This window comes from Streptomyces sp. NPDC031670 (assembly GCF_055580545.1).
In genome coordinates this window covers 117,161-140,314 of the sequence record NZ_JBVILC010000017.1, presented here as the reverse complement: position 1 = coordinate 140,314, position 23,154 = coordinate 117,161, and the positions used below count along the sequence as shown (strand labels likewise).

Sequence of the window (23,154 nt, the reverse complement as noted above, 5' to 3'; positions counted from 1 at the left end):
GGCCGCCACCGACACGGCGTTCACGATCACATCCCGGTCTCGTTCTTTTCCGGCCGCATTCCGGGCACGCCGCCCGGACGGGGGTGATCGTTCGTCCCTCCCTCCTTCTAACCCGGCAGGGCCAGCTCGAACCACACGGTCTTGCCCGTCCTGCCGCGCCTGGTCCCCCAGCGCCGTGCGGAACATGCCACCAGCTGAAGGCCGCGGCCCCCCTCGTCGTCCGGTCCTGCGTCCCGCTCGACGGGCTCCTCGGGCAGTGGGTCGGAGACCTCCACCAGCAGGGCGCCGGGGTCCAGCCGGACCATCCGGACGCCGATGGGGCCCGAGGCGTACCGCAGGGAATTGGTCACGAGTTCACTGACCAGCAGCACCGCCACATCGCAGACGGGCGGATCCAGCTCCCAGCCGCGCAGAGTGTCCCGGACGGCGTGGCGCGCGGTGCGCACGGCGTTGGCCTCCGCCGGAAAGGTCCACTCGGCGCAGCCGCCGGATGTGTCGATCACGCCGCTCTCACCCGCGTCCGACTCTTCGGGGGGTTTGGAAGGATTAATAGCCACATACCCGATATGTAGGTCCACCTATCCCCTGGTGGGGCGCATGGTGGCACGTACGGCGTAGGGGCCGAGGGGGAGGGAGTGCGTTTCGGCGACTCCGTGCGCCCGTACGCCCCGACGCCCCGGCCCTGCGCCCCGGCCTTGCGCCCCAGCCCTGTGCCCAGCCCTGCGCCGCAGTCCTACGCCTGCGCCGCAGCCCTACTACCCCCAGTCCTGCGCCTCAGCCCTATGCCCCAGCCCTATGCCCCGGCCCCGCGCCCCGCCCCGGCGCCGCGCGCGAGCAGGCGCGCCGCCTCCGCCACCGCCGGGCGGTCCTGCGGCAGCCAGTCGACCTGGTCGGTCTCGTCGGGGCCGAGCCAGCGCAGCTCGTCGTGGTCCTCCAGCGGCTCGGGCTCGCCGGAGACCAGCCGGGCGGTCCACACCCGCAGGACGAGTCCGGGTTTGAGCGGCCACTCCCCCGCGATGCGCTCCAGCGGCTCGGCCTCCACGCCCAGTTCCTCGCGCAGCTCGCGCACCAGGGCGTCCTCGGGGCGCTCGCCCGGCTCCACCTTGCCGCCGGGGAGCTCCCAGCGTCCGGCCAGCTCGGGCGGGGCGCTGCGGCGCGCGGCGAGCAGCCTGCCCCGGTCGAGAACGGCTCCGGCGACCACCACGCGAACATCCATGCGCCGGAGCGTAACCCGCGCCGGGGCCGGTCCGGTCCGGCGGCCCGCGACCGGGCCCCGCCTCCCCGGCCGCCCCACGCCGGGTCTCTCGCTACTGCGCCGGCTGGGCGACCCGCTCGACCCAGTAGTGCCGGTGATGTCCCAGGTCGTCGAGGCTGTCGACGATCTTCTGGGCCTCGGCCCGGGTGGCGTACCGTCCGACGCGGTAGCGGTTGCCGTTGTCGTCCTGCCGTATGACCTGCCAGGAAAGCACCACGCCACCGTCGTTCATCGCGCCCCTCCCGCTGTCGGCGTGCAGGTCGGTGAAGATCCCCAGGAAACCGCATTCCGCATATGCCCGAGCCTACGCCTGACCTTCACTCAGCGGATCCGTGTTTTTACGAAGAGATACGGATCCGGCCACAGGGGAAGAGAGCGACGGGGGCGCACTCCGTGGAGTGCGCCCCCGTCAGGGAAGTTGACGCCGAATCAGCCCCGCCCCGGCGCTCCGCCCGCCACCGACAGCGGGGCACGTCACCGGCGGCGGAGCACGTCACCGGCGGGCGTCAGATCGTCACTTCACCGGCAGGTGGTAGGCGATCCGGTAGCGGTCGGCGGGGACGACGACGTCGGCCGTCTCCACCGCGCGGCCCGACGCGTAGTACGTGCGCTCGATGACGAGCACCACATGGCCCGGGACCCCGCCGAGCGCCATGAGCTCCTCCGCCAGCCCCGGGCGCGCGCCGACCTCCTCCACCACGTTGTCCACCACCACATCGATGGCCGCCATCCGCTCCACCACCCCGCACCCGCCGAGCGGCCCCTCCTCGGGCAGCATCACGGGGGTGCGCCCGGTCACCGCGAGCGGCTCCCAGGACGTGGAGAGCATCATCTGCTCGCCCGCGTCCCGGTACACGTACCGGGTGCGCATCACGCGGTCGCCGGGGCGGATGCCGAGCCGCTCGGCGATCTCGGCGGACGCCGCCTCCTGCTCGCTGCTCGACTCCCAGGTGCCCCGGGTGCCGTCCTCGGCCTGCTCCTGGCGGAACGGGCTGGCCCCCTTCGCCGGGCGGAACCCGGAGCGGGCCACCCGGCGCGGGACGGGGCGCTCCTTCACATACGTACCCGACCCGGAGCGGCCCTCGACCAGGCCCTCGGCCATCAGGACCTTGCGCGCCTCCAGGGCGACCGTGTCGGAGACGCCGTACTCCTCACGGATACGGGCCTGTGAGGGCAGGCGGGTATGCGGCGGCAGTGAGCCACTGACGATCTTCTGCCGGAGATCGCTGGCTACGCGCAGATAAGCCGGCTGCTCACCGAAAGTCACTGGCCACTCCCATCAGGTTGACAGACTGCAACAGCGTGGCAACCGTGGGTTGTGCGCGGCAAGCCATGGCCAGACTTTCACCCGAAGTGATGACCCTCTCCGTGCCCAGCGGATACCGCGAGTAGGGCTACCCGTCCCGGACCCTTCTCAGACCGACTTGGAACCGCCGCTTCCGGTTTCATTCTCCGGGCCCGGGTCCGGACCGTCCTCGGTGCCGCCGCTGCCGGTGCCCCCGCCGCCCCTCCCACTGCCCGTCCCGCCGTCGGCGCCGCCGGAGTCGGTGTCGGGCGGGGTGGCGGCCAGGCGCAGCGCGCGGCGGGCGGCGATCTCCGTCTCCTGGCGCAGGGCGCGGTCCGCGGCGCCCGAGTGCACATAGAAGGCGGCGGCGTCGGACGAGACGGCCGCCTTCGCCCACTCCCTGCCCGCCGCCTCCATCTCCTTGGTACGGGCGCTCACCCGCGCCTCCGCGGCGGCGGGCCAGCTCCGCCCGCGCAGCCGTACGCTCTCCTGCTCCAGCACCTGCGAGACCCGCCCGGCCCACTCCTTGAAGGCGGGCAGATCGTCCTCGACCCGGTCCTCGTCGGGACCGGCCGCCAGCACCCGGTCATAGGCGTTGGCGGAGCGCAGATAGGTCACCTGGTCGGCGTCGAGCCGGCGGGCGTCGTTGCGCACCGAGCCCTTGAGCTTGCCGCTGGTGGTGGCGAAGGAGCAGGTGACCGTGCGGTCGCCGAGCCGCCAGCCGCGGCTGCTGGGCGTGTAGTAGTACGACTCGGCCTCCACCGGCAGCGCCCAGCTGTCGAGCGCGTACTCCTGCTCGACGTACCAGCACCTGCGGTCGGCGAGCGCGGTGACCGCCTTCTCGCCGGGGAAGGTGGCGCCCTCCACCGTGAAGGAGCCGGAGACCTCGCCGTCGTGCGGCTCGGCGCACGGCACGACGACCACATGGACGATCTCGGCCTCCAGCTCACCGCCGGGGACGTTGAAGCAGTCGCCCCTGCGCAGGTCCTGGGTGCTGCGGGTGCTCCTGGCGTCGTCGATGCCGTCGCGCACCCCGTCCCAGAACGCGCTCGCCGCACCCGTCACCACCAGGACGACGGCGAGGACCGTACTGACCGAGGACAGCACGACACCGGCGATCGCCATGCCCTTGCCGCGCTGCCCCTTCTTCCGGATCCGCCCCAGGGCGAGCACCCCCAGGACGAGCCCGAGCGGCGGCACACAGCAAAGGATGCCGGTGACCAGCGAGGCAATGGCCAGACCGCTGGTCCCGGCGGGCTGCGGGAACGGCTGCGGGTACGACTGCGGATACGGGTACCAGGGCTGCTGCGTCCCGGGGTGGGGCGGTGGCCAGCCGGGGCCGTGGCCCTGGCCCGGCTGCGCGGGCGGCTCGGGCGCGGGCGGCGGCGGTATGTCCACGGGCGGGGGCTCCTCGTCGAGGTCAGACGAACTGCTGCGCGAAATCGTACGCGGGGGCGGGGAGGGGCGACCGCGGGGCGGACCACGGGCTTCCGCGGCACCCGGCGGCCCACGGACCGGCGGACCTGACGGCCTGTCACAGCGCACGCTCTAGGGTCGCTGTATGACACACACGAACACACGGCATCCCGCGCCCTCCGGGCCCGCCGAGCACCTCGGAGCGGGCGCCACGGCGGCGTACCGCTGCCCGCAGGACGGCACCCGGGTCCCCGTGGAGGCAGCCGCCCCCTGGTGCTGTCCGGCGTGCGCAGGCCCGTGGGACCTGGACTTCACCGCCGGGGCCGTACGCCGGGAGTCCCTGGCCGGGCGCGTGAACTCGCTCTGGCGGTACGCGGAGGCCCTGCCCCTCGACGGCCCGCCGCCGGTCACACTGGGCGAGGGCCGCACGCCGCTGGTGCCGCTGGACGACAGGGTCTCGGCGAAGCTGGACTTCCTGATGCCGACGCTGTCGTTCAAGGACCGGGGCGCGGTCGTGCTCGCCGAGCTGGCGCGGCGGCTGGCCCCGGAGCGCGTGATCGCCGACAGCAGCGGCAACGCGGGGACGTCGGTCGCCGCGTACATGGCACGGGCCGGACTGCCGTGCACGGTGTACGTGCCCGAGGCCACCTCGCCGAAGAAGGTCGAGCAGATCGCGGCGCACGGGGCCCGGGTCGAGCGCGTCCCCGGCGACCGGGAGGCCACCGCCCGCGCCGCCCGGACCGCGGCCGACACCCCCGGCACGTTCTACGCCTCGCACGTCTTCAACCCGTACTTCCTGCACGGCACCAAGACGTACGTCTACGAGCTGTGGGAGGACCTGGGCGGCAGGCTCCCCGCCTCGATCGTGGTGCCGGTCGGCAACGGCACCCTGCTGCTCGGCGCCGCCCTGGCCACGGCCGAGCTGCACGCGCACGGCCTGATCGCCGAGCGCCCCGCCCTGATCGCGGTCCAGGCGGAGGCGGTGTCACCGCTGGCGGCGGCGTTCCGGGCGGGCGCGGACGAGCCGGCGCCTGAGACGGCGGCGGCCGACACCCTCGCCGAGGGAATCGCGATCCCCCACCCGCCCCGGGGCCGCCAGATCCTACGAGCGGTACGCGAATCGGGCGGCACGTTCCTGACGGTGACGGAGAACCAGATCGCGGCGGCCCAACGGGACCTGGCGGGACGCGGCCTGTACGTGGAGTCGACCGGCGTGGCGTGCTGGGCGGCGGTGGGCGCGGAGCCGGAGGTACTGCGGGGCGGGGATGCGGTGGTGCCGTTGTGCGGGGCGGGGCTGAAGACGGGGGTGGGGGGGTAGGGGGTGCAGGGGTGAGGGGTTGCGGGGTGTACGGGGCTACGGGGTCGCCGCACTTGGTGCACTCGATGCACCTTCCGCGCTCGATGCGCCTGCCGCACTTGCCGCGCGTACGGTTCGCCGGGGCGGCGCCCCGGCGTCCTGGCGCAGATCCTTGAGCATCGGCTCGGCCTCCCGGGCGGCGTTCAGGGCCGCCGGGTCCAGATCCGCCCAGACGATCTCCTCGGCGTGCGGGCCGGCCTCGGCGACGAGGCGCCCGTCCGGCCCCCACACGGCGCTGCTCCCGCAGGTGTCCCACTCCCCCGTACGTCCGACGTGGTTGGCGAGCACCGCGTACACCGTGTTGTCGAGGGCCCGCGCGGGGAACCAGACCCGCGACTCGTGGTACCCGTTGCCGACGCCGAACAGGGCGCCCACCACGTACGCGTGACAGCCGTCCAGCGCCGCCGCGCGCGCGTGCTCGGGGAAGCCGGAGTCGTAACAGACCCCGAGACCGAGCCGCCACCCGTCGACGTCGAGGGTGAGACCGCCGGAGCCGGGCCGGTAGACGGCACGCTCGGACTTGAAGAGCGTCTGCTTGTCGTAGCGCGCGAGGACGCCGGACCCGTCGAGGACGAGGGCGGAGACGTACAGCTCGCCGGCGTCGTACACGGCGGCTCCCACGACGGCGACGACCCCGCTCTCCCGACAGGCGTCCACGACCACGCCGAGCCGAGGATCCCCGGCCCCGCCGACGGCACACCGCTCCGGCTCGGCCCGGATGAGCTCGGGCTCGTACCCGCTGAGGAACTTCTCGGCGAACACGACGACCCGCGCCCCACCCGCCCCACCCTCCCGGACGAGCCGGGCGACGGTGCCCGCGTTGGCGAGGACGTCACCGGGGACGACAGGGGCCTGGGCAGTGGCTATGCGGAGGGGGTGCGGGGGGAGGGGGAAGGGGGTGGCGGTCGCGGTCTGGGTCACGGTCGCGGTTTCGGTCACGGGGGAATTCGATCACGGCCGGGCTTGGTCCTGGCTCTGTGGTTCGGCGTGAACCGGGGCACTCCCGAGAAGCTCACCAGGGGCACGGGCGTTGTCAGTGCCGCCTGCTTTCATGAGACATGAGCACCGTGCACGAGATCGCCGCCCTCCTCCCCGACCCGGCCGAGCTCCGCTCCCATCTGCGCGCGCTCGCCGTCCGGCGCACGGGCACCGCGATCGAGTTCCCCCCGGGCCGCGACGACCCGGACGGCTCCGGCTTCCCCTTCCCGCTCCTGACGGACCGCTCCGCCGAGGCCGCGCGGGCACACTTCGAGGACTGCTACGAACGCCACGTCCCGCTGGAGGCCGTACGCCACGTCCTGGCGGGGCAGCCACTCACCGCGGCGCTGGCCACGACCCTCAACCCGACGGCCCTCGCCGACGACGCCCTGCTCCGCAGGATCGCCGCGCATCCCGAGGCCGCCGCATACCTGGAGTGCGACGGCGAGTTCGACCTCGCCCGTACCGACGTGATCGAACCGATCGCACTCCCCCCACGACCCGCGACCGCCTCCTCACTGCCCTACGGCTCCCGCCGGCCACGGTGCCGGAGGTCCTGGACCGTCTCCTGGCGACAGCGGCCCGGACGGTGGCGGACGGGTTCCTGCCGTATGTCCCGGGCGAGGACGGGGGCGGGTTCGAGCCTATGCTCGCGCCGTCCTGCTGAGGATGTGGCCCGGCGCGGTGGATGCCGACGCCCTGCTACCACCGTCCCGCGCACCGGCTCGATGCGCCCCGTCGGCCTCAACTCCTTGGCAGGAAAGCCCACTCGTGAGCTAGCGTTGTTCCGCACCGCGTGTCCTCCCCGGAGGATGTGCAAGACGCGGCCTGCGAAGACGAAGGCCTTTCGGTTCGGTGACGCGGACCCTCGGTGCGCTCCCGGCGGGAGTCATCCGGCAACCGTCACCGGTCACAACCGAAGGGGACGCATTCGTATGGCTGCAGTCGAGTACACGCCCAAGCGCCGCAACTGGGTCCGTGACGTCCTGGTGGGCATCACGGCGAGCTTCGGCTCGAACCTGATGTGGGCGCTGGCGCAGGCCGTGGTGCACCGCCTCGGTTGAGCCCTGGCGGCGGGCGGGCCCCCGGGGGCCCGCCCTCACCCGCCGCGGCGCGCGTTAATCTACGGACTGTCATTGCGGCCCGACGGGCTTCCGCTCTCCCCCGGGGGAGTCACGAAGGACATGCCCCCACCCGCACGAGTCATCTCGTGCCTGGGGAACCTTCGTGCTCCTGCAACTGTCCGCAGCCGAATTCGGGCAACTCAGCGTTGCCCGGGCGGGAGCGGCGTACCTCCCGCTCACCGAGCGGCTCATCGACAAGCATTCCAAGGACCGGGGGAGGGCTGCCGACCAGGGCGATGTCGCCTCCTGGAACAACAGCATCCCCGTAGTGGTCGAGGCATTGCTGGACTGCGGTCTCGGTGCGGTGGAAATACAGGTCGAGTTCGCGCTGCCCCACACCAACTGCGCAGTTGACCTGGTGCTGTGCGGCCAGCACCCCGGCACGGGCACCGACTCCTACCTCGCGGTCGAGCTGAAGCAGGTACGGCACGCCACGGTCGATCCCCGTTGCCCGATCGCCGTCGATCTCGGGTTCGGCGATGGGAAGAACAAGCTGCACCCCGTTCGCCAGGTCCAGCGCTACTGCGAGTACATGATGCGCTACCTACCCCATCTCAGGGAGAGCGACGAATCGTTGATGGGGGTGGCTCTGCTGCACAACGCGCGGGACGCGGACGTGGAGGCGCTGTTCGACCTGCCTGAGAGCGACCACGGTTTCCTCTACACCCTTGACGACCTGGACCGGTTCCGTCGAGTCCTCACCTCACGGTTCTCCGCCGCGTCCGGGAAGCGGGCCGCATACGCGCTTGAGCAGGACCGCCGCGACCCCTTGCTCAAGGTCACCGATGTCGCGCGGCAACGGTCCGTCACAGGCGGCGGACTCACCCTCCTCGACGAGCAGTACGTCGCCGTCGACCGGATCACCCGTCACCTGGAAAAGACAGCTCCCCGTACCAGCCTCGACGTCGGGCTCTTCTACGACCCGGACACCGCCCACAGCCCGGCCCCCGGTCCAGACCGCAAACGCGTGTACATCCTGCGCGGGGGCCCCGGCAGCGGCAAGAGCGCCGTGGCTCTGGAGCTGCAGCGCGCGCTCGGGCTCAAGGGTCGCGAAGCGGTCCTGGCCAGCGGATCCCATGCGTACACGGAGACCCTGCGCGAGATCATGCTCAGCACGGCACGCCGCGGACAGGTGTCGGCCAAGCGCAGCGCCGCCCACCGGCTGTACCGGTACTTCAACAGCTTCACCGACACGCCACCGGACAGTCTCGATGTCCTCATCTGCGACGAAGCACACCGCTTGCGGCGCAGTTCGACACACCAGTGGATGCCGACCGAGCTACGGGACGACGGCCGGCCGCAGGCGACCGAGTTGATCAAGGCCGCCAAGGTGCCGATCTTTCTGCTCGACGACCACCAGTCGATCCGCCCGGACGAGGTGGGCTCGGCTCGCTACCTGGCAGGGCTGGCCGAGGAGCTCGGTTGTCTGGTTGAGGTGACGGACCTGGAAGGAACGTTCCGGGCCGGCGGCAGCAAGCGGTACCAGCGCTGGGTCCAGCAGTTGTTGGGGCTGGACGTCTCGGATCCGGTGGTGTGGACGCCGGACGGGCGGATGGCGCTCACGGTCGTCGACTCCCCTGGGCGGATGGGGCAGTTCATCCGCGAACGTGCCGCCGAGGGAGCTACGGCACGCATCACGGCGGGCTTCTGCTGGCCGTGGAGCAACCCGGACGAAGGACGGCTCGTCGACGACGTGCACATCGAGGACTGGTGTCAGCCATGGAACGTGAAGCCGCAGCACAGCGTGCCGAACGCACCGAGGTCGGACTTCTGGTCGACGGATCCCCGGGGCATCGGGCAGATTGGCTGCGTCTACACGGCGCAGACCTTCGAGTACGACTGGAACGGCGTCATCATCGGCCCCGACCTGGTCTTCCGCGACGGCGAGTTCACCGTGGACCGGACCGCGTCCCGCGACCCCGCCTTCCGTGGTCAGGTCGACGACACCACCGTCACCCGGTGCATCCGCAACGCCTACCACGTACTCCTCACCCGCGGCGTCGTGGGCACAGTGGTCTATGCCTGCGACCCGCAGACCCAGAACGCACTGCGCAGGCTGATCCCGGCTTCCATCGGTATGCAGCACTACAACGGCGCCCAGCCGCAGCTCACTGCCGAGGGATCACAGCTGCCCCCCGCCTACCGCAGACATCACAGGTAATCTTGATCCCGTCGTAGCTGCGGCCCGCCGGGCTTCCGCTCCGCCCGACGGAGTCACCGAGGACATGCCCCCACCCGCACGAGTTCCTTCGTGCTGCCTGGGGGCATTCCTTGCTGTTCCGCGACTCCGCCGCCGCGGTCGCCGCCGAGTGCCTCTCCGGTGCTCTCTTCTTCCGTCTGACGGAGCAGTTCGTGCACGTGCACGGCCACAAGCCGGGTTCGTCCGAGGTCCGCTCGTGGGAGCGGAGCATTCCCGTCCTGGCGAACGCGCTCAACGACGCGGGGCTCGGACAGGTCGAGATGCTGCTGGAGTACGGGCTGCCGCTGAACAGCAAGCGGGCCGACGCCGTGCTCGCCGGGGTGCACCCCAAGACAGGTGTGCCGTCGTACGTCGTGGTGGAGCTGAAACAGTGGAGCAGCGCCGAACCGGACGACGACGACCCGTCGCTGTGCCGCGTCGACGCGTATACGAGGGCGGTACTGAACCCCGTCAACCAGGTGCGCGGCTACTGCGAGTACCTCATCTCCTTCAACGGAACACTGGCCGCGCACCCGGAACGTGTCAGCGGCGCCGCGTATCTGCACAACGCCACCGAGTTCGGTGTCAGTGGGCTCTTCGAAGCCGAGCAGGACCAGCACGGACGGCTTTTCATCGGTGCACGCCGCGGGGAGTTCATCGACTACCTGCGTACGAGACTGGGTTCCGAGTCCGGAGCCGGAGCCGCGGACGAACTCATGAGCGGGAAGATCGGCCCGTCCAAGCAGCTCATGGCAGTGGCCGCCCAGGAGGTGCGCGAGCGCGAGCAGTTCGTGCTGCTGGACGAGCAGCAGATCGCGTACCGAGAGGTCCTGAACGCCGTTCGCCGCGCCAAGCGGGCCGACCACAAGGAAGTCGTGATCGTGACGGGCGGCCCCGGAACCGGCAAGAGCGTCATCGCGCTGTCGCTCCTCGGCGAGCTCTACCGGCAGGGCGTCACCGCGCTCCACGCGACGGGCTCCAGTTCGTTCACGACGACCATGCGCAAGGTCGCGGGCGCCCGGAAACGTGAGGTGAAGGAGCTCTTCAAGTACTTCAACAGCTTCATGACCGCTGAGCGCAATGGACTGGACGTCCTGATCTGCGACGAGGCCCACCGCATACGCGAGACCTCGGCCAACCGCTACACCTCGGCGTCGAACCGCACCGGCAAATCCCAGATCGAGGAGCTCATCGACGCCGCGCGCGTCCCGGTGTTCCTGCTGGACGAGCATCAGGTCGTGCGGCCCGGCGAGATGGGCACGGTCGCGGAAATCGAGGCGGCAGCCGCGAAGAAGGGGATTCGCTGCCAGGTGGTGCCCTTGGACAGCCAGTTCCGGTGTGGTGGCAGCGACGCGTATCTGCGGTGGGTGGTGCGGCTGTTGGGGCTCGAACCGGGCGGCCCCGTGACCTGGGAGCCGGACGGGAAGATGCAGCTCCTGCTGGCGGACAGTCCGCAGGAGATGGAGGCCTTCCTCGACGAGCGCCGCACGCGGAAGTACAGCGCGCGTATGTCAGCCGGTTACTGCTGGAAGTGGACGAAGAAAGTGCCGCCCGGGCAGGCACTCCCCGCCGACGTCGTGGTCGGTGAATGGGCCCGGCCCTGGAACGTCTTCGGTGACCGCGCCGTCGACGGCGCCCCTCCGGCCGCGCTGTGGGCGACCGACCCTGCCGGTTTTGGACAGGTGGGCTGCGTGTACACGGCACAGGGCTTCGAGTACGACTGGAGCGGCGTCATCATCGGCCCCGACCTGGTGTGGCGCGGCGACCGCTGGATCACCGACCGCACAGCCTCCAAGGACCCCGTCTTCAAGAAGTCGACTCCGGACGCGGACGTGAACCGGCTGATCCGCAACACGTACAAAGTCCTGCTGACCCGGGGAATGATCGGGACGGTGGTCTACGCGACCGACCCCGAGACGCGCGAGAAGCTACGGGAGCTGGCGGGCTCGGCGTCGAGTCTCGTGCCCGCGTGACACACGGAAGGGGGCCACGCGCCCGACGAGCGCGGCCCCCTTCCGGCGTAGCGGGGAGGATCAGACGTTGAAGCGGAACTCCACCACATCCCCGTCCTGCATCACATACTCCTTGCCCTCCATCCGCGCCTTCCCCTTCGCGCGGGCCTCGGCGACCGAGCCGGTTTCGATGAGGTCGTGGAAGGAGATGACCTCCGCCTTGATGAAGCCCTTCTGGAAGTCGGTGTGGATGACACCGGCCGCCTCGGGGGCCGTCGCGCCCTTCTTGATCGTCCAGGCGCGCGCTTCCTTCGGGCCGGCCGTCAGGTACGTCTGGAGGCCGAGGGTGGCGAAACCGACGCGGGCCAGCGTGGCCAGGCCCGGCTCCTCGGCGCCGACGGACTGGAGCAGCTCCAGCGCGTCCGCCTCGTCGAGCTCGGCGAGGTCCTGCTCCAGCTTGGCGTTGAGGAAGATCGCCTCGGCGGGGGCCACCAGGGCGCGCTGCTCGGCCTTGAAGGCGTCGTCGGTGAGCTCGTCCTCGTCGACGTTGAAGACGTAGAGGAACGGCTTCGCCGTGAGGAGGTGCAGGTCGTGGAGGAGCTCCGCCTTCTCCGAGCCCTGGACGATCCCGGCCGAGAAGAGCGTGTCGCCCTTCTCCAGGATCTCCTTGGCCGCCTCGACCGCCGCCACCTTGGGGGCGACGTCCTTCTTGATCCGGGACTCCTTCTGGAGGCGCGGCAGGACCTTCTCGATGGTCTGGAGGTCGGCGAGGATCAGCTCGGTGTTGATCGTCTCGATGTCGTCCTTCGGGGACACCTTGCCGTCGACGTGGACGACGTTCTCGTCCTTGAAGGCGCGGATGACCTGGCAGATCGCGTCCGACTCGCGGATGTTGGCCAGGAACTTGTTGCCCAGGCCCTCGCCCTCGCTGGCGCCGCGCACGATGCCGGCGATGTCGACGAAGTCGACCGTCGCCGGGAGCACGCGCTGCGAGCTGAAGACCTCGGCGAGCTTGTGGAGGCGGGCGTCCGGGACGCCCACGACGCCGACGTTCGGCTCGATGGTGGCGAACGGGTAGTTGGCCGCCAGTACGTCGTTCTTGGTCAGGGCGTTGAACAGGGTCGACTTGCCGACATTCGGCAGACCGACGATTCCGATCGTGAGCGACACGTTGGCGACTTCCCGGTACGAGGGTGATGGTCCGTCCGCCCCCGGGGCGGGGGCCGACGCCCCCGCGGATGGGGGCCGACTCACCAGTTTACGGGCGCGCCGTGCCGTCGGCGACGGCCCTCGTCGGGTCCCGGCCCGGCCCCTCCCTACCGCCCCGAGGGTCGGTTTCGCGTCGAACGCAACGCCAAGGTCACCCAAAGGGCGTGTCCCACGGGTCGTTCCTCCCCTCTTGCGACCTACGTTGGTGCGGTGGAGCAATACAGGACGCGCACCCCGCAGCCCGGACAACGAGCACGCACCGCCGACGGCCCGGCCGCGGGCACGGGCGCGCCCGGCCGTACCCCCGGCCGGGCCCCGCTCGGACCGCCCGTCCCCGCCGGGGAGGCGGCGGCCGTCTACCAGGTGGCGGCCCGGCCCGCCCCGCCATTCGTGCTCGCCCTGCGCCGGCTCCCCCAGCCGCGCCTCACCAGCCTCGGCGGCGGGCTCTTCTCCGCCGCCGTGATGTTCCTGGTCGGCTGTCTGGACTGGCTGATCTTCGACGGCTCGCCCGCCGTGTACGGGGTGCTGTTCCTGCCGGTGAGCGCCGTCACCGCGCTCTGGGTGCGCCCGGCCGACCTGGTCAGCGCCCCCATCAGCGTCCCGATCGCCTTCGCCTTCGGCATCGTGCCCATCGCGGGCGGCTCCGGCGGTATCGGCGGCCAGGCCATGGCCGTGGTCACCGCCCTCGCCCTGCACGCGGGCTGGCTCTACGGCGGGACGCTGGTGGCGGGTGTGATCGCGAGCGTACGGAAGCTGCGGCTGATGGGGCGGCGGACCGCCCGGCCCGCCGGTCCCGGGCCCCGGCGCTAGGAACCACCCCGGGGCACGCCGCTGTCGTTCGGAGTCCTCACCGCCCGGGGTGGCCGCCGCCGTTCCCCGGCTCCCGCCGCCGTCCGGGGCACGCCGTGGACCGCCAGGGGGTGCTGAGGGTCGCCACGGGTCTCCGGGCGCTGGGGCAGGGCAGGGCAGGGCAGCAGGCCATACGGTCACCCCTCGGCCCGCCGCACCCCGCCCGCCACCAGCGGGGCGCGCCCCTCACGGGCGCGCCCCCGTGGCTACCGCCGCGCCGCCGTCATCGCCGCCCCCACGATCCCCGCGTTGTTCTGCAGCTCCGCCGGGACCATCTCCGCACGGATCCCCTCGATCAGCGGCAGGAACTTCTCCGCCTTGCGGCTCACTCCACCGCCGATGATGAAGAGCTCCGGCGAGAACAGCATCTCCACATGGGCCAGGTACTTCTGGACGCGGTGGGCCCAGTGGGACCAGCTGAGGTCCTCGTCCTCCTTGACCTTGGTCGACGCGCGCTTCTCCGCGTCGTGGCCGTGCAGCTCAAGGTGGCCCAGCTCGGTGTTGGGCACGAGGCGGCCGTCGAGGAAGAGGGCGCTGCCGATGCCCGTACCGAACGTCAGCAGGATCACCGTGCCCTTGCGGCCCCGGCCCGCGCCGAAGCTCATCTCGGCCACGCCCGCCGCGTCCGCGTCGTTCATCACCGTCACCGGCAGGCCGCCCAGGCGGTCGGTGAGCAGTTGGGCGCCGTCCACGCCTATCCAGGCCTTGTCGACGTTGGCCGCCGTGCGGATCGTGTTGCCCGTGACGACACCTGGGAAGGTGACGCCGACCGGGCCCGACCAGCCGAACTGGGCGACCACCTCCGCGACGCCCTCCGCCACCGCCTCCGGCGTCGCGGGGTGCGGGGTGAGGACCTTGAACCGCTCCTGGGTCAGGTCGCCGCGCTCCAGGTCCACGGGAGCACCCTTGATCCCGGACCCGCCGATGTCCACTCCGAACACGTTCATGGACCCCACGTTACGGGCGGGCACTGACAGTCACCCACAGAACCGCTTGACCAGGGCTAATTCCCGGACAGCTCCGCCGCCTCGGCACGCAGATCGCGGCGCAGCTCCTTCGGCAGCGAGAACGTGATCGACTCCTCGGCCGCCTTGACGATCTCCACGTCCTCGAAGCCGCGCTGGGCGAGCCATTCCAGGACGCCGTCGACCAGGACCTCGGGGACGGAGGCGCCGGAGGTGAGGCCGACCGTGGTGACACCCTCCAGCCACGCCTCGTCGATCTCGTCGGCGAAGTCCACCAGGTGGGCGTCGCGCGCGCCCGCGCCGAGGGCGACCTCGACCAGGCGGACCGAGTTCGAGGAGTTCTTGGAGCCGACGACGATGACCAGGTCCGCGTCCTCGCCCATCTGCTTCACCGCGATCTGGCGGTTCTGCGTGGCGTAGCAGATGTCGTCGCTCGGCGGGGAGACCAGCAGCGGGAACTTCTGCTTGAGGGCGTCCACCGTCTCCATGGTCTCGTCGACCGAGAGGGTGGTCTGGGAGAGCCAGACGACCTTCGACTCGTCGCGGACCTCCACGTTCGCCACGTCCTTGGGGCCGTCGACCAGCGTGATGTGGTCGGGGGCCTCGCCGGAGGTGCCGATGACCTCCTCGTGGCCCTCGTGGCCGATCAGGAGGATGTCGTAGTCCTCCTTGGCGAAGCGGACGGCCTCCTTGTGCACCTTGGTGACCAGGGGGCAGGTCGCGTCGATGGTGGCGAGCTTGCGCTCGGCCGCCTCCTCGTGCACGGTCGGCGCCACGCCGTGCGCCGAGAACATGACGATCGAGCCCTCGGGGACCTCCGCCGTCTCCTCGACGAAGATCGCGCCCTTCTTCTCCAGCGTCTGCACGACGTACTTGTTGTGGACGATCTCGTGGCGCACGTAGATCGGCGACCCGTACTGCTCCAGGGCCTTCTCGACGGCGATCACGGCGCGGTCCACACCCGCGCAGTAGCCACGGGGTGCTGCGAGCAGGACACGGCGGGCAGGCGTTGCAGTCATGCGGTCCATGGTACGGCCGGGGTCCGACACCCCTGGCCTGCCCGGCGGGCCAAAGACCGCCGGTCCGACGACACTGGCCGCATGGGTGCGCAGCGCGAAGAAGGCGCGACAGGCGGGGTGCGCGGGTCGCGGGCGCCACGGGACGGCGGCCTGCGGCGCAGTCTGGGCTTCCGTGACCTCGTGGTCTACGGGCTGCTGTTCATCGCCCCCATGGCGCCCGTCGGCATCTTCGGCACGCTCGACGCGAAGTCGCACGGCGCGGTGGCCCTGGTCTACATCGTGTCCACGGTCGCCATGGCGTTCACCGCTTCCAGCTACGCCCAGATGGTGCGCGTCGTCCCGCAGGCGGGCTCGGTCTTCGCCTACGCGCGCGTGGGGCTCGGCGAGGGGGCCGGGTTCGTCGCGGGGTGGATGGCGATGCTCGACTACCTGCTGATCCCGGCCGTCGCGTACCTCTTCTCGGGGATCGCGATGCACTCGCTGGTCCCGGAGGTGTCCCGGTGGGTGTGGACCGTGCTGGCCGTGGTGGTCACCACCGCGCTCAACCTCTGGGGCGTACGGGCGGCGGCGCGGGTCGGGTTCGCGGTGCTGGCGATGGAGATCGCCGTCCTGGTGGTGTTCGTGGTCGCCGCGTCCGTCGTGCTCGTACGGGACGGGGCGCGGCGCGACTGGCTGTCGCCGCTGGCCGGGGACGCCGGGTTCTCGCTCGCGGCGGTGCTCGGGGCGGTCTCGGTGGCGGTGCTCTCGTATCTGGGCTTCGACGCGATCGCCTCCTTCGCGGAGGAGGTGACGGGGGGCTCGGAGAAGGTCGCGCGCGCGGTGCTGTTCTGTCTGGCGTTGGCGGGCGTGCTGTTCGTGGCGCAGACGTATCTGGCCGCGCTCCTGGAGCCGACGCCGTCGGCCGCGCTGGCGGACGATCCCGGCCGGCAGGGTTCGGCCTTCTACGACACCGTGGAGGCGTCCGTCGGCACCTGGCTGCACGACCTGGTGGCGGTGAGCAAGGCGATCGGGGCGGCGTTCGCGGCGCTGGCGGGGCAGGCCGCGGCGGGGCGGCTGGTGTTCGCGATGGCGCGCGAACGGCGGCTGCCGAAGGTCCTGGCGCGCACGGACTCGGGCGTACCGCGCGCGGCGCTGCTGGTGGCGGCGACGGTGACGCTGGTCGCCGCGGTCTGGGCGGCCCGGCGCGACGACGGCATGGACCATCTGGTGTCGGTGGTCGACATGGGCGCGCTGACGGCGTTCCTGCTGCTGCACGCCTCGGTGATCGGCTGGTACGCGGTACGGCGCCGCGCGGGCGAGCCCAACTGGCTGACGCATGTGGTGCTGCCGCTGCTCGGCGCGGCGGTGATCGTGGCGGTGATGTGGGAGGCGACCCGTACGGCGCAGGTGGTCGGGCTCGTCTGGCTGGTGCTCGGGATCGGGGTGCTGATGGTGCAAGGGGCGGAACGGTTCGGCCGGGTGCGCTAGCCGGGCACCGGCCGCGCGTTCGGGGCGGGCTGTCAGTGGGGGCCGTTAGCCTGCGTGCATGGGTCTGAATACGAGTGCTCAGGCGCCGCTGCCGGTCGGTGAGGTGTCGCGGCTCATCGGCGGCTGGATCGACCGGCTGGGGGCGGTGTGGGTCGAGGGGCAGATCACGCAGCTCTCGCGGCGGCCGGGCGCGGGGGTGGTGTTCCTGACCCTGCGCGACCCGTCGCACGACATCTCGGTGTCGGTCACCTGCTACCGGCAGGTGTTCGACGCGGTGGCGGACGTGGTCGCCGAGGGCGCCCGGGTCGTGGTCCACGCGAAGCCGGAGTGGTACGCGCCGAGGGGCCAGCTGTCGCTGCGGGCCGCGGAGATACGGCCCGTCGGCATCGGCGAGCTGCTCGCCCGTCTGGAGCAGTTGAAGAAGTCGCTCGCGGCGGAGGGGCTGTTCGCGCTCGACCGCAAGAAGCCGCTGCCGTTCCTGCCGCAGCTGGTGGGGCTGGTGGTCGGCCGCGCCTCGGCGGCCGAGCGGGACGTGCTGGAGAACGCGCGCCGGCGCTGGCCCGCGGTCCGCTTCGAGGTGCGCAATGTGGCGGTGCAGGGGGTGCACGCGGTGCCGCAGGTCGTCCAGGCGGTGCGGGAGCTGGACGCGCTCGCCGAGGTCGACGTGATCGTCGTGGCGCGGGGCGGCGGCAGCGTCGAGGACCTGCTGCCGTTCTCCGACGAGCAGTTGGTACGGACGGTGGCCGCGTGCCGTACGCCGGTGGTCTCGGCGATCGGGCACGAGCCGGACTCGCCGCTGCTCGACCTGGTGGCCGATCTGCGGGCGTCGACCCCGACGGACGCGGCGAAGAAGGTCGTCCCCGATGTCGGGGAGGAGCTGGACCGGGTGAGGATGCTGCGGGACCGGGCGCGCCGCCATGTCGTCGGCCTCCTCGACCGGGAGGAGCGGGGGCTGGCCGGGATGCTGGGCCGCCCCTGGATGGAACGGCCGCACCGGATGGTGGAGGACCGGGCGGACGAGGTGGACGCGCTGGTGAACCGCTCGCGCCGGGTGCTGGGCCATCTGCTGGACCGCGCCGACTCCGAGCTCGCCCACACCCGCGCGCGGGTGGTCGCGCTGTCGCCGGCGGCGACGCTGGAGCGGGGGTACGCGGTGCTCCAGCGGGCGGACGGGGCGGTGGTGCGGGCCCCGGAGGAGGTCGCCGGGGGCGAGGAGTTGCGGGCCAGGGTGGCCGAGGGGGAGTTCACGGTTGTCGTCGGGACGGATGCGTAGGGTGACGGATATGGCAGCGAAGGTTGGTTCGGGTGGGGACGGCGACGAGGGGGCGGGCTCGGGCTCGGGCGCACGCTCGGGCTCCGTGGAGGCTGGTGCCGGAGGGCCGGCCGGGGCGTCGGCCTCGTCCGAGTCGCTGGGCTACGAGCAGGCTCGGGACGAGCTGATCGACGTGGTGCGGCGGCTGGAGGCCGGGGGGACGACCCTGGAGGAGTCGCTGGCGCTGTGGGAGCGGGGGGAGGCGCTGGCGAAGGTGTGCCGGCGGTGGTTGGAGGGGGCTCGGGCTCGGTTGGATGCGGCGCTGGAGGTTGAGGGGTGAGGTGCCCCTCCCCGCCCCTTCCCTAAACCCTCCGGGGGTGGGGGTGGGTCGAGGTGACCGCTCGTCCCCGGGAGCCTGCGGCCGGGCGGGGCCTGCGGCCTCCGCGCCCCGCTGCGTCTTCACCCGCGGGCCGGTGGGGGCTGAGCGCGCAGTTCCCCGCGCCCCTGAAAGGCGGGCCTTACGGCCACGCCCCCGCCGCGTCCTCACCTGCGGGCCAGTGGGGGCTGAGCGCGCAGTTCCCCGCGCCCCCAAAAGGCGGGCCTGCGGCCACGCCCCTGCCCCTCAAACGCCGGAGCGGCTGAACCGCCCCCTCCCCCGAGGACCGGAATACAGCGCCCCCAACCCCCAAGGGGCGCGGGGAACTGCGCGAGCAACCCACCACAACCCGCAGACAAACACCCGGCCCAAAAGGGGCGCGGGGAACTGCGCGACCAGCCGCAGACCATCCGCGCCCACACACACGGCCGAAAATCGACCCCACCTGTGAGGCCAATCACCCCACCCCCGGTTTAGTTGAAACTTAACCTAACTCCGTCGTACGGTGACGTCACCGCTTGATCCCCACAAGTGGAATCCCCGTAAGTCCGGAAGGTTCGTTATGTCTCTCGTTCTTGACTCCGCCGCCCAGGACCTCCTCTTCCGCGAGGCCCGTACCGCCAACACGTTCACCGACGAGCCGGTGAGCGAGGAGCAGGTGCAGGCGATCTACGACCTGGTCAAGTTCGGGCCCACCGCGTTCAACCAGACCCCGCTGCGGATCGTGCTGGTGCGCTCCGCCGAGGCGCGTGAGCGGCTGGTGGCGCACATGTCCGAGGGCAACCGGGCCAAGACCGCCGCGGCCCCGCTGGTCGCCATCCTCGCCGCCGACAACGAGTTCCACGAGGAGCTGCCCAAGCTCTTCCCGGCCTTCCCGCAGGCCGCGGACGCGTTCTTCAGCGAGCGCCCGGTCCGTGAGAGCGCCGCCGTCCTGAACGCCGCGCTCCAGGCCGCGTACTTCATCGTCGGCGTCCGCGCCGCCGGGCTCGCCGCCGGCCCGATGACCGGCTTCGACGCCGCCGGGCTCCAGAAGGAGTTCCTGGACGGGGACCACACCCCGCTGATGGTCGTCAACATCGGCAAGCCGGGCGAGGGCGCCTCGTACCCGCGCAGCCCGCGCCTGGCGTACGACGAGGTCGTCACCACCGTCTGAGCCGGGGCCAAGGACGCGAAGGCCGCCGCACCCCCCGCTCGGGGTGCGGCGGCCTTCGCCGTACCGGAACCGGAACCGGGCCCGGGGCCGGGACCGAGGCAAGGCCGGGGTGCCGGAGGGGCCGGTCAGGGCTAGGCCTTCTTCAGCTCCAGCGCCGCCGCCATCCGCTCCAGCTGGGCGAAGCCCGCCGTGCCGGTCACCACGGTCGTGGAGCCCTTGTCCTCACGGACCAGCGCGTCGTACTTCGGGCCCTCCCAGCGGCGCCAGGTCGCGCCCGCGATCCGCTGGGTGTGCTCGGTCTTCGCCGCCTTCTTGGCGACGGACTTCACGAACTTGTCGTGGTCGGGCGCCGAGGACTGCTCGATCGCCACGTACTCCTTGTCCGGGTCCAGGAAGCCCAGGTGCCAGGCGTTGTCGGCCTGGCCGTCGTAGGTGACCGAGGTCGCCTTCCACTTGTCCTGGTCGGGCAGCCCGACCGGCGCCGCCACCGGGTACGGCGCGGCGCGCCGGACCGTCAGGAGCTCGACCCGGTAGTCGACCGCCTTGACCGGATCCTTCTTCCCGTCGTGCGGGACGAACATGTAGATCACAGCCACGGCGATACCGATCACCGCCAACGACTGCAGCATGTTCCGCACACTCTGCTTGCCACGTGTTCCTGCCACGGACCCATGGTCTCAGGTCATGTCGCTGCTCATACGTGGCCCCCACTGCTCATTTTGTCGACGTGACGATAGAGTCCAGGCACCCTCTTTTTCCCGGCCGTCGCCGTACAGAAAGGTGCGCTCCGATGACCGAGCACAACTTGCCGCCCCAACTCGAGGTCTCGCCCGAGGCTCCCGACCGCAACCTCGCCCTGGAACTGGTCCGGGTCACCGAGGCCGCCGCCATGGCCGCCGGCCGCTGGGTCGGGCGCGGCGACAAGATCGGCGCCGACGGCGCCGCGGTCAACGCCATGCGCACCCTCGTCTCCACCGTCTCCATGAACGGCGTCGTCGTCATCGGGGAGGGCGAGAAGGACGAGGCCCCGATGCTCTACAACGGCGAGCGCATCGGCGACGGCACCGGCCCCGAGGTCGACATCGCCGTCGACCCCATCGACGGCACCACGCTCAACGCCAAGGGCATGCCGAACGCCATCGCCGTCCTGGCCGCCGCCGACCGCGGCACCATGTTCGACCCGTCGGCCGTCTTCTACATGGACAAGCTCGTGACCGGCCCCGAGGCCGCCGACTTCGTCGACATCAACGCCCCCGTCTCGGTGAACATCCGCCGCGTCGCCAAGGCCAAGAACTCCTCGCCCGAGGACGTCACCGTCGTCATCCTCGACCGGCCCCGCCACGAGGGCATCGTCAAGGAGATCCGCGAGACGGGCGCCCGTATCAAGTTCATCTCCGACGGGGACGTGGCCGGGTCGATCATGGCCGTGCGCGAGGGCACCGGCGTGGACCTGCTGATGGGCATCGGCGGCACGCCCGAGGGCATCATCTCCGCCTGCGCCATCAAGTGCCTGGGCGGCACCATCCAGGGCAAGCTCTGGCCCAAGGACGACGCCGAGCGCCGGCGGGCGCTGGACGCCGGGCACGACCTCGACCGGGTGCTGTCGACCAACGACCTCGTCTCCGGCGACAACGTCTTCTTCGTCGCCACCGGCATCACCGACGGCGAGCTGCTGCGCGGCGTGCGCTACCGGGCCGAGACCGCCACCACCCAGTCGCTGGTCATGCGCTCGAAGTCCGGCACGATCCGCCAGATCGACTCCACCCACCGCCTCTCGAAGCTCCGCGCCTACAGCCAGATCGACTTCGACCGGGCGAAGTAGGGCCGAGCGGCGGCCGGTCCGGCCTCGGGGGAGGCCCCGGCCCCGCCCCGCGGTGGGGCCGGGGCCTTCCGGTCGCCTGCGTACGTGAAGGGGCGCTCCCGTTGTGCGGACGGGGGCGCCCCTTCGCGTACGTACGCGCGCGTCAGGCGGCGGACGCCGCCTTCTTGAGCTCGACCTCGCGCCGGCGCCGTCGGGCCAGCACCACACGCCGCTCGGCCGCCGTCAGACCGCCCCACACCCCGTACGGCTCGGGCATCAGCAGGGCGTGCTCACGGCACTCGACCATGACCGGGCAGCGGGCGCAGACGCGTTTGGCGGCCTCCTCGCGCGACAGGCGCGCGGCCGTCGGCTCCTTGGAGGGGGCGAAGAACAGCCCCGCCTCGTCCCGGCGGCAGACCGCCTCCGTGTGCCACGGGCCCGCCTGGTCCTCCCGAGCGGGGCCGCGCTGCGGCGGGACGGCGACGGCGACCTGCAGGGACTGATGCGGCGGATGCAGCACGGCCAACTCCTGACGACGGCTGACGACGGCTTCGCGAGCGAGCGACGATGCGATGGTCCCTACCCGCTGTACGCGTGCCTATGCACTGAGTTCCGGTGTCCGGAAGTGCGAACGTGCGCCACTGACCAAAAGTGTGCGGTCGCGACGCGTCAGGAGTCGAGGCGTTTGCGCAGGCGGCCGTGGAGGTCGGCGATCCGTTTGCCGCGCTTGGGCTTGGCCTCGATGTTGCCGAATACCGAGTAGCCATTGACGACGACCACGGGCGCCTCGGGGTGTTCGGCCTCCAGCGTCTCCACTTCGAAGTTGCCGAAAACGCCCGTTCCGCTGCCGCGCAGGGTCAGGTTCTCGGGGACCCGGACCTCCACGTTACCGAAGACCGAGGTGGCGTTGATGACGGAAAGCCGCTGTTCGAAGTAGGCCTCGGTGAGATCGATCTCGACGCTGCCGAAGAGCGCGAACGCGTTGGTGCGGCGGCCGACGCGCCAGCGGCCCTTGCGGGTCGAGCTGGAGAAGACGGCGACCAGGTTCTCGGCGGCGACCGGACCGGTGGCCTCGTCCGGCGCGTGTGCGGTCGCATACGCGGGCGCGGACGAGGCGGTGGAGGGCGCGCCGAACCGGTGCGCGCCGTCGGCGGGCGCGGGCAGATCCCGTACGAGCGGCTCCAGTTCGCCCACCGTCTTGGCGCGGTAGACCCGGTCGATGCGCTCGGCGTGCTCCTCCGCGTCCAGCCGGCCCTCCGCGAGCGCCTCGCGCAGGATGTCGGCGACCCGGTCGCGGTCGGCGTCGGAGGCGCGCAGGGGCGCGGGCTCCGGGGGCTGCGGCTCGGCGTGCTTCTCAAGGTCCACGGAATCGTCCACGCGGCCAGCGTACCCAAACGCGATAGATCGCGACTAGGGGTTCGCGACAGCCGGCGCGTCAGCGCCCGGCCCCGGCCCCGGCCCCGGTCTCGCCCCCGGCCTCGAACCCGGCCACGCCCCGGCCGCGAACCCCGTCCCGC

22 protein-coding genes are annotated in these 23,154 nt (G+C 71.7%); 10 read left to right on the top strand and 12 right to left on the bottom strand.

Annotated elements, in window-relative coordinates; all coding sequences use genetic code 11:
• Window positions 1–107: 107 nt before the first annotated feature.
• From ACZ5ID_RS27900 to ACZ5ID_RS27880, 5 genes are all read right to left on the bottom strand, one after another.
• Complete coding sequence (locus tag ACZ5ID_RS27900) at window positions 108–503, bottom strand: ATP-binding protein (RefSeq protein WP_406552010.1); 396 nt, start codon at window positions 501–503, stop codon at window positions 108–110.
• A 290-nt stretch (window positions 504–793) separates the two neighbouring features.
• Window positions 794–1,216, bottom strand: a complete 423-nt coding sequence (locus ACZ5ID_RS27895; RefSeq protein WP_468903225.1) for a (deoxy)nucleoside triphosphate pyrophosphohydrolase — start codon at window positions 1,214–1,216, stop codon at window positions 794–796.
• Between the two features lie 91 nt (window positions 1,217–1,307).
• Window positions 1,308–1,487: an SPOR domain-containing protein gene (locus tag ACZ5ID_RS27890; protein WP_468903222.1), complete on the bottom strand. Its 180-nt coding sequence runs from the start codon at window positions 1,485–1,487 to the stop codon at window positions 1,308–1,310.
• Between the two features lie 282 nt (window positions 1,488–1,769).
• Window positions 1,770–2,522 carry a GntR family transcriptional regulator gene (locus ACZ5ID_RS27885; protein WP_468903220.1) on the bottom strand — a complete coding sequence of 251 codons (753 nt, stop codon included), beginning with the start codon at window positions 2,520–2,522 and terminating at the stop codon, window positions 1,770–1,772.
• Window positions 2,523–2,669: 147 nt separating this feature from the next.
• A complete protein-coding gene (locus ACZ5ID_RS27880) occupies window positions 2,670–3,938 on the bottom strand; it encodes a DUF4190 domain-containing protein (RefSeq protein ID WP_468903218.1) in 1,269 nt (422 codons plus the stop codon).
• A 163-nt stretch (window positions 3,939–4,101) separates the two neighbouring features.
• Between ACZ5ID_RS27880 and ACZ5ID_RS27875 the strand changes: the two genes are divergently transcribed.
• Window positions 4,102–5,274 carry a threonine synthase gene (locus tag ACZ5ID_RS27875; RefSeq protein ID WP_468903216.1) on the top strand — a complete coding sequence of 391 codons (1,173 nt, stop codon included), beginning with the start codon at window positions 4,102–4,104 and terminating at the stop codon, window positions 5,272–5,274.
• A 36-nt stretch (window positions 5,275–5,310) separates the two neighbouring features.
• On the opposite strand, the gene ACZ5ID_RS27870 is transcribed toward ACZ5ID_RS27875, so the two are convergent.
• Window positions 5,311–6,252 carry a carbon-nitrogen hydrolase family protein gene (locus tag ACZ5ID_RS27870; RefSeq protein WP_468903213.1) on the bottom strand — a complete coding sequence of 314 codons (942 nt, stop codon included), beginning with the start codon at window positions 6,250–6,252 and terminating at the stop codon, window positions 5,311–5,313.
• 119 nt (window positions 6,253–6,371) lie between these two features.
• Here ACZ5ID_RS27870 and ACZ5ID_RS27865 point away from each other — a divergent pair, with 119 nt between their 5' ends.
• From ACZ5ID_RS27865 to ACZ5ID_RS27855, 3 genes are all read left to right on the top strand, one after another.
• Window positions 6,372–7,355: a DUF6408 family protein gene (locus ACZ5ID_RS27865; RefSeq protein ID WP_468903211.1), complete on the top strand. Its 984-nt coding sequence runs from the start codon at window positions 6,372–6,374 to the stop codon at window positions 7,353–7,355.
• 163 nt (window positions 7,356–7,518) lie between these two features.
• Window positions 7,519–9,576 carry a DUF2075 domain-containing protein gene (locus ACZ5ID_RS27860; RefSeq protein ID WP_468903208.1) on the top strand — a complete coding sequence of 686 codons (2,058 nt, stop codon included), beginning with the start codon at window positions 7,519–7,521 and terminating at the stop codon, window positions 9,574–9,576.
• 110 nt (window positions 9,577–9,686) lie between these two features.
• Window positions 9,687–11,567, top strand: coding sequence for a DNA/RNA helicase domain-containing protein (locus tag ACZ5ID_RS27855; protein WP_468903206.1), 1,881 nt, complete (start codon window positions 9,687–9,689; stop codon window positions 11,565–11,567).
• Window positions 11,568–11,627: 60 nt separating this feature from the next.
• Here ACZ5ID_RS27855 and ychF read toward each other — a convergent pair whose 3' ends face one another.
• Window positions 11,628–12,716: a redox-regulated ATPase YchF gene (ychF, locus tag ACZ5ID_RS27850; protein WP_406553063.1), complete on the bottom strand. Its 1,089-nt coding sequence runs from the start codon at window positions 12,714–12,716 to the stop codon at window positions 11,628–11,630.
• 249 nt (window positions 12,717–12,965) lie between these two features.
• Between ychF and ACZ5ID_RS27845 the strand changes: the two genes are divergently transcribed.
• Window positions 12,966–13,565, top strand: a complete 600-nt coding sequence (locus tag ACZ5ID_RS27845; protein ID WP_468903203.1) for a DUF6542 domain-containing protein — start codon at window positions 12,966–12,968, stop codon at window positions 13,563–13,565.
• Window positions 13,566–13,810: 245 nt separating this feature from the next.
• Here the strand turns inward: ACZ5ID_RS27845 and ppgK are convergent, their stop codons facing one another.
• Entirely contained in the window at window positions 13,811–14,551 is a 741-nt protein-coding gene (gene ppgK / locus ACZ5ID_RS27840) for a polyphosphate--glucose phosphotransferase (protein WP_468903200.1), read from the bottom strand.
• 56 nt (window positions 14,552–14,607) lie between these two features.
• Window positions 14,608–15,597 carry a 4-hydroxy-3-methylbut-2-enyl diphosphate reductase gene (locus ACZ5ID_RS27835; RefSeq protein WP_467871790.1) on the bottom strand — a complete coding sequence of 330 codons (990 nt, stop codon included), beginning with the start codon at window positions 15,595–15,597 and terminating at the stop codon, window positions 14,608–14,610.
• Between the two features lie 72 nt (window positions 15,598–15,669).
• Here ACZ5ID_RS27835 and ACZ5ID_RS27830 point away from each other — a divergent pair, with 72 nt between their 5' ends.
• From ACZ5ID_RS27830 to ACZ5ID_RS27815, 4 genes are all read left to right on the top strand, one after another.
• The gene (locus ACZ5ID_RS27830) at window positions 15,670–17,055 is read left to right on the top strand and encodes an APC family permease (protein ID WP_468903197.1); all 1,386 of its coding nucleotides are present in this window, start codon (window positions 15,670–15,672) and stop codon (window positions 17,053–17,055) included.
• Window positions 17,056–17,113: 58 nt separating this feature from the next.
• Window positions 17,114–18,328 (top strand): exodeoxyribonuclease VII large subunit, encoded by a 1,215-nt coding sequence (gene xseA, locus ACZ5ID_RS27825; protein ID WP_468903195.1) that lies wholly within the window; start codon window positions 17,114–17,116, stop codon window positions 18,326–18,328.
• Between the two features lie 85 nt (window positions 18,329–18,413).
• The gene (locus tag ACZ5ID_RS27820; RefSeq protein ID WP_468903247.1) at window positions 18,414–18,647 is read left to right on the top strand and encodes an exodeoxyribonuclease VII small subunit; all 234 of its coding nucleotides are present in this window, start codon (window positions 18,414–18,416) and stop codon (window positions 18,645–18,647) included.
• A 598-nt stretch (window positions 18,648–19,245) separates the two neighbouring features.
• On the top strand, window positions 19,246–19,836 hold the full coding sequence (locus ACZ5ID_RS27815) for a malonic semialdehyde reductase (protein ID WP_468903193.1): 591 nt from the start codon (window positions 19,246–19,248) through the stop codon (window positions 19,834–19,836).
• Window positions 19,837–19,967: 131 nt separating this feature from the next.
• Here the strand turns inward: ACZ5ID_RS27815 and ACZ5ID_RS27810 are convergent, their stop codons facing one another.
• A complete protein-coding gene (locus tag ACZ5ID_RS27810) occupies window positions 19,968–20,501 on the bottom strand; it encodes a DUF4245 domain-containing protein (protein WP_358837094.1) in 534 nt (177 codons plus the stop codon).
• A gap of 125 nt (window positions 20,502–20,626) precedes the next feature.
• On the opposite strand from ACZ5ID_RS27810, the gene glpX reads away from it, so the two are divergent.
• Window positions 20,627–21,658 (top strand): class II fructose-bisphosphatase, encoded by a 1,032-nt coding sequence (gene glpX / locus ACZ5ID_RS27805; protein ID WP_468903189.1) that lies wholly within the window; start codon window positions 20,627–20,629, stop codon window positions 21,656–21,658.
• A gap of 142 nt (window positions 21,659–21,800) precedes the next feature.
• On the opposite strand, the gene ACZ5ID_RS27800 is transcribed toward glpX, so the two are convergent.
• Both ACZ5ID_RS27800 and ACZ5ID_RS27795 read right to left on the bottom strand, forming a co-directional pair.
• A complete protein-coding gene (locus ACZ5ID_RS27800; RefSeq protein WP_067163559.1) occupies window positions 21,801–22,157 on the bottom strand; it encodes a WhiB family transcriptional regulator in 357 nt (118 codons plus the stop codon).
• Between the two features lie 149 nt (window positions 22,158–22,306).
• Entirely contained in the window at window positions 22,307–23,002 is a 696-nt protein-coding gene (locus ACZ5ID_RS27795) for a DUF1707 SHOCT-like domain-containing protein (protein WP_468903244.1), read from the bottom strand.
• Window positions 23,003–23,154 lie beyond the last annotated feature (152 nt).

What these genes read in the sequence shown, in the direction of transcription:
- ACZ5ID_RS27815 (WP_468903193.1), top strand. Translation starts at nt 19,246, where the DNA reads ATGTCTCTCGTTCTTGACTCCGCCGCCCAGGACCTCCTCTTCCGCGAG.
- ACZ5ID_RS27875 (WP_468903216.1), top strand. Translation starts at nt 4,102, where the DNA reads ATGACACACACGAACACACGGCATCCCGCGCCCTCCGGGCCCGCCGAG.
- glpX (WP_468903189.1), top strand. Translation starts at nt 20,627, where the DNA reads ATGACCGAGCACAACTTGCCGCCCCAACTCGAGGTCTCGCCCGAGGCT.
- ACZ5ID_RS27865 (WP_468903211.1), top strand. Translation starts at nt 6,372, where the DNA reads ATGAGCACCGTGCACGAGATCGCCGCCCTCCTCCCCGACCCGGCCGAG.
- ACZ5ID_RS27835 (WP_467871790.1), bottom strand. Translation starts at nt 15,597, where the DNA reads ATGGACCGCATGACTGCAACGCCTGCCCGCCGTGTCCTGCTCGCAGCA.
- ppgK (WP_468903200.1), bottom strand. Translation starts at nt 14,551, where the DNA reads ATGAACGTGTTCGGAGTGGACATCGGCGGGTCCGGGATCAAGGGTGCT.
- ACZ5ID_RS27890 (WP_468903222.1), bottom strand. Translation starts at nt 1,487, where the DNA reads ATGAACGACGGTGGCGTGGTGCTTTCCTGGCAGGTCATACGGCAGGAC.
- xseA (WP_468903195.1), top strand. Translation starts at nt 17,114, where the DNA reads ATGGGTCTGAATACGAGTGCTCAGGCGCCGCTGCCGGTCGGTGAGGTG.
- ACZ5ID_RS27895 (WP_468903225.1), bottom strand. Translation starts at nt 1,216, where the DNA reads ATGGATGTTCGCGTGGTGGTCGCCGGAGCCGTTCTCGACCGGGGCAGG.
- ACZ5ID_RS27830 (WP_468903197.1), top strand. Translation starts at nt 15,670, where the DNA reads ATGGGTGCGCAGCGCGAAGAAGGCGCGACAGGCGGGGTGCGCGGGTCG.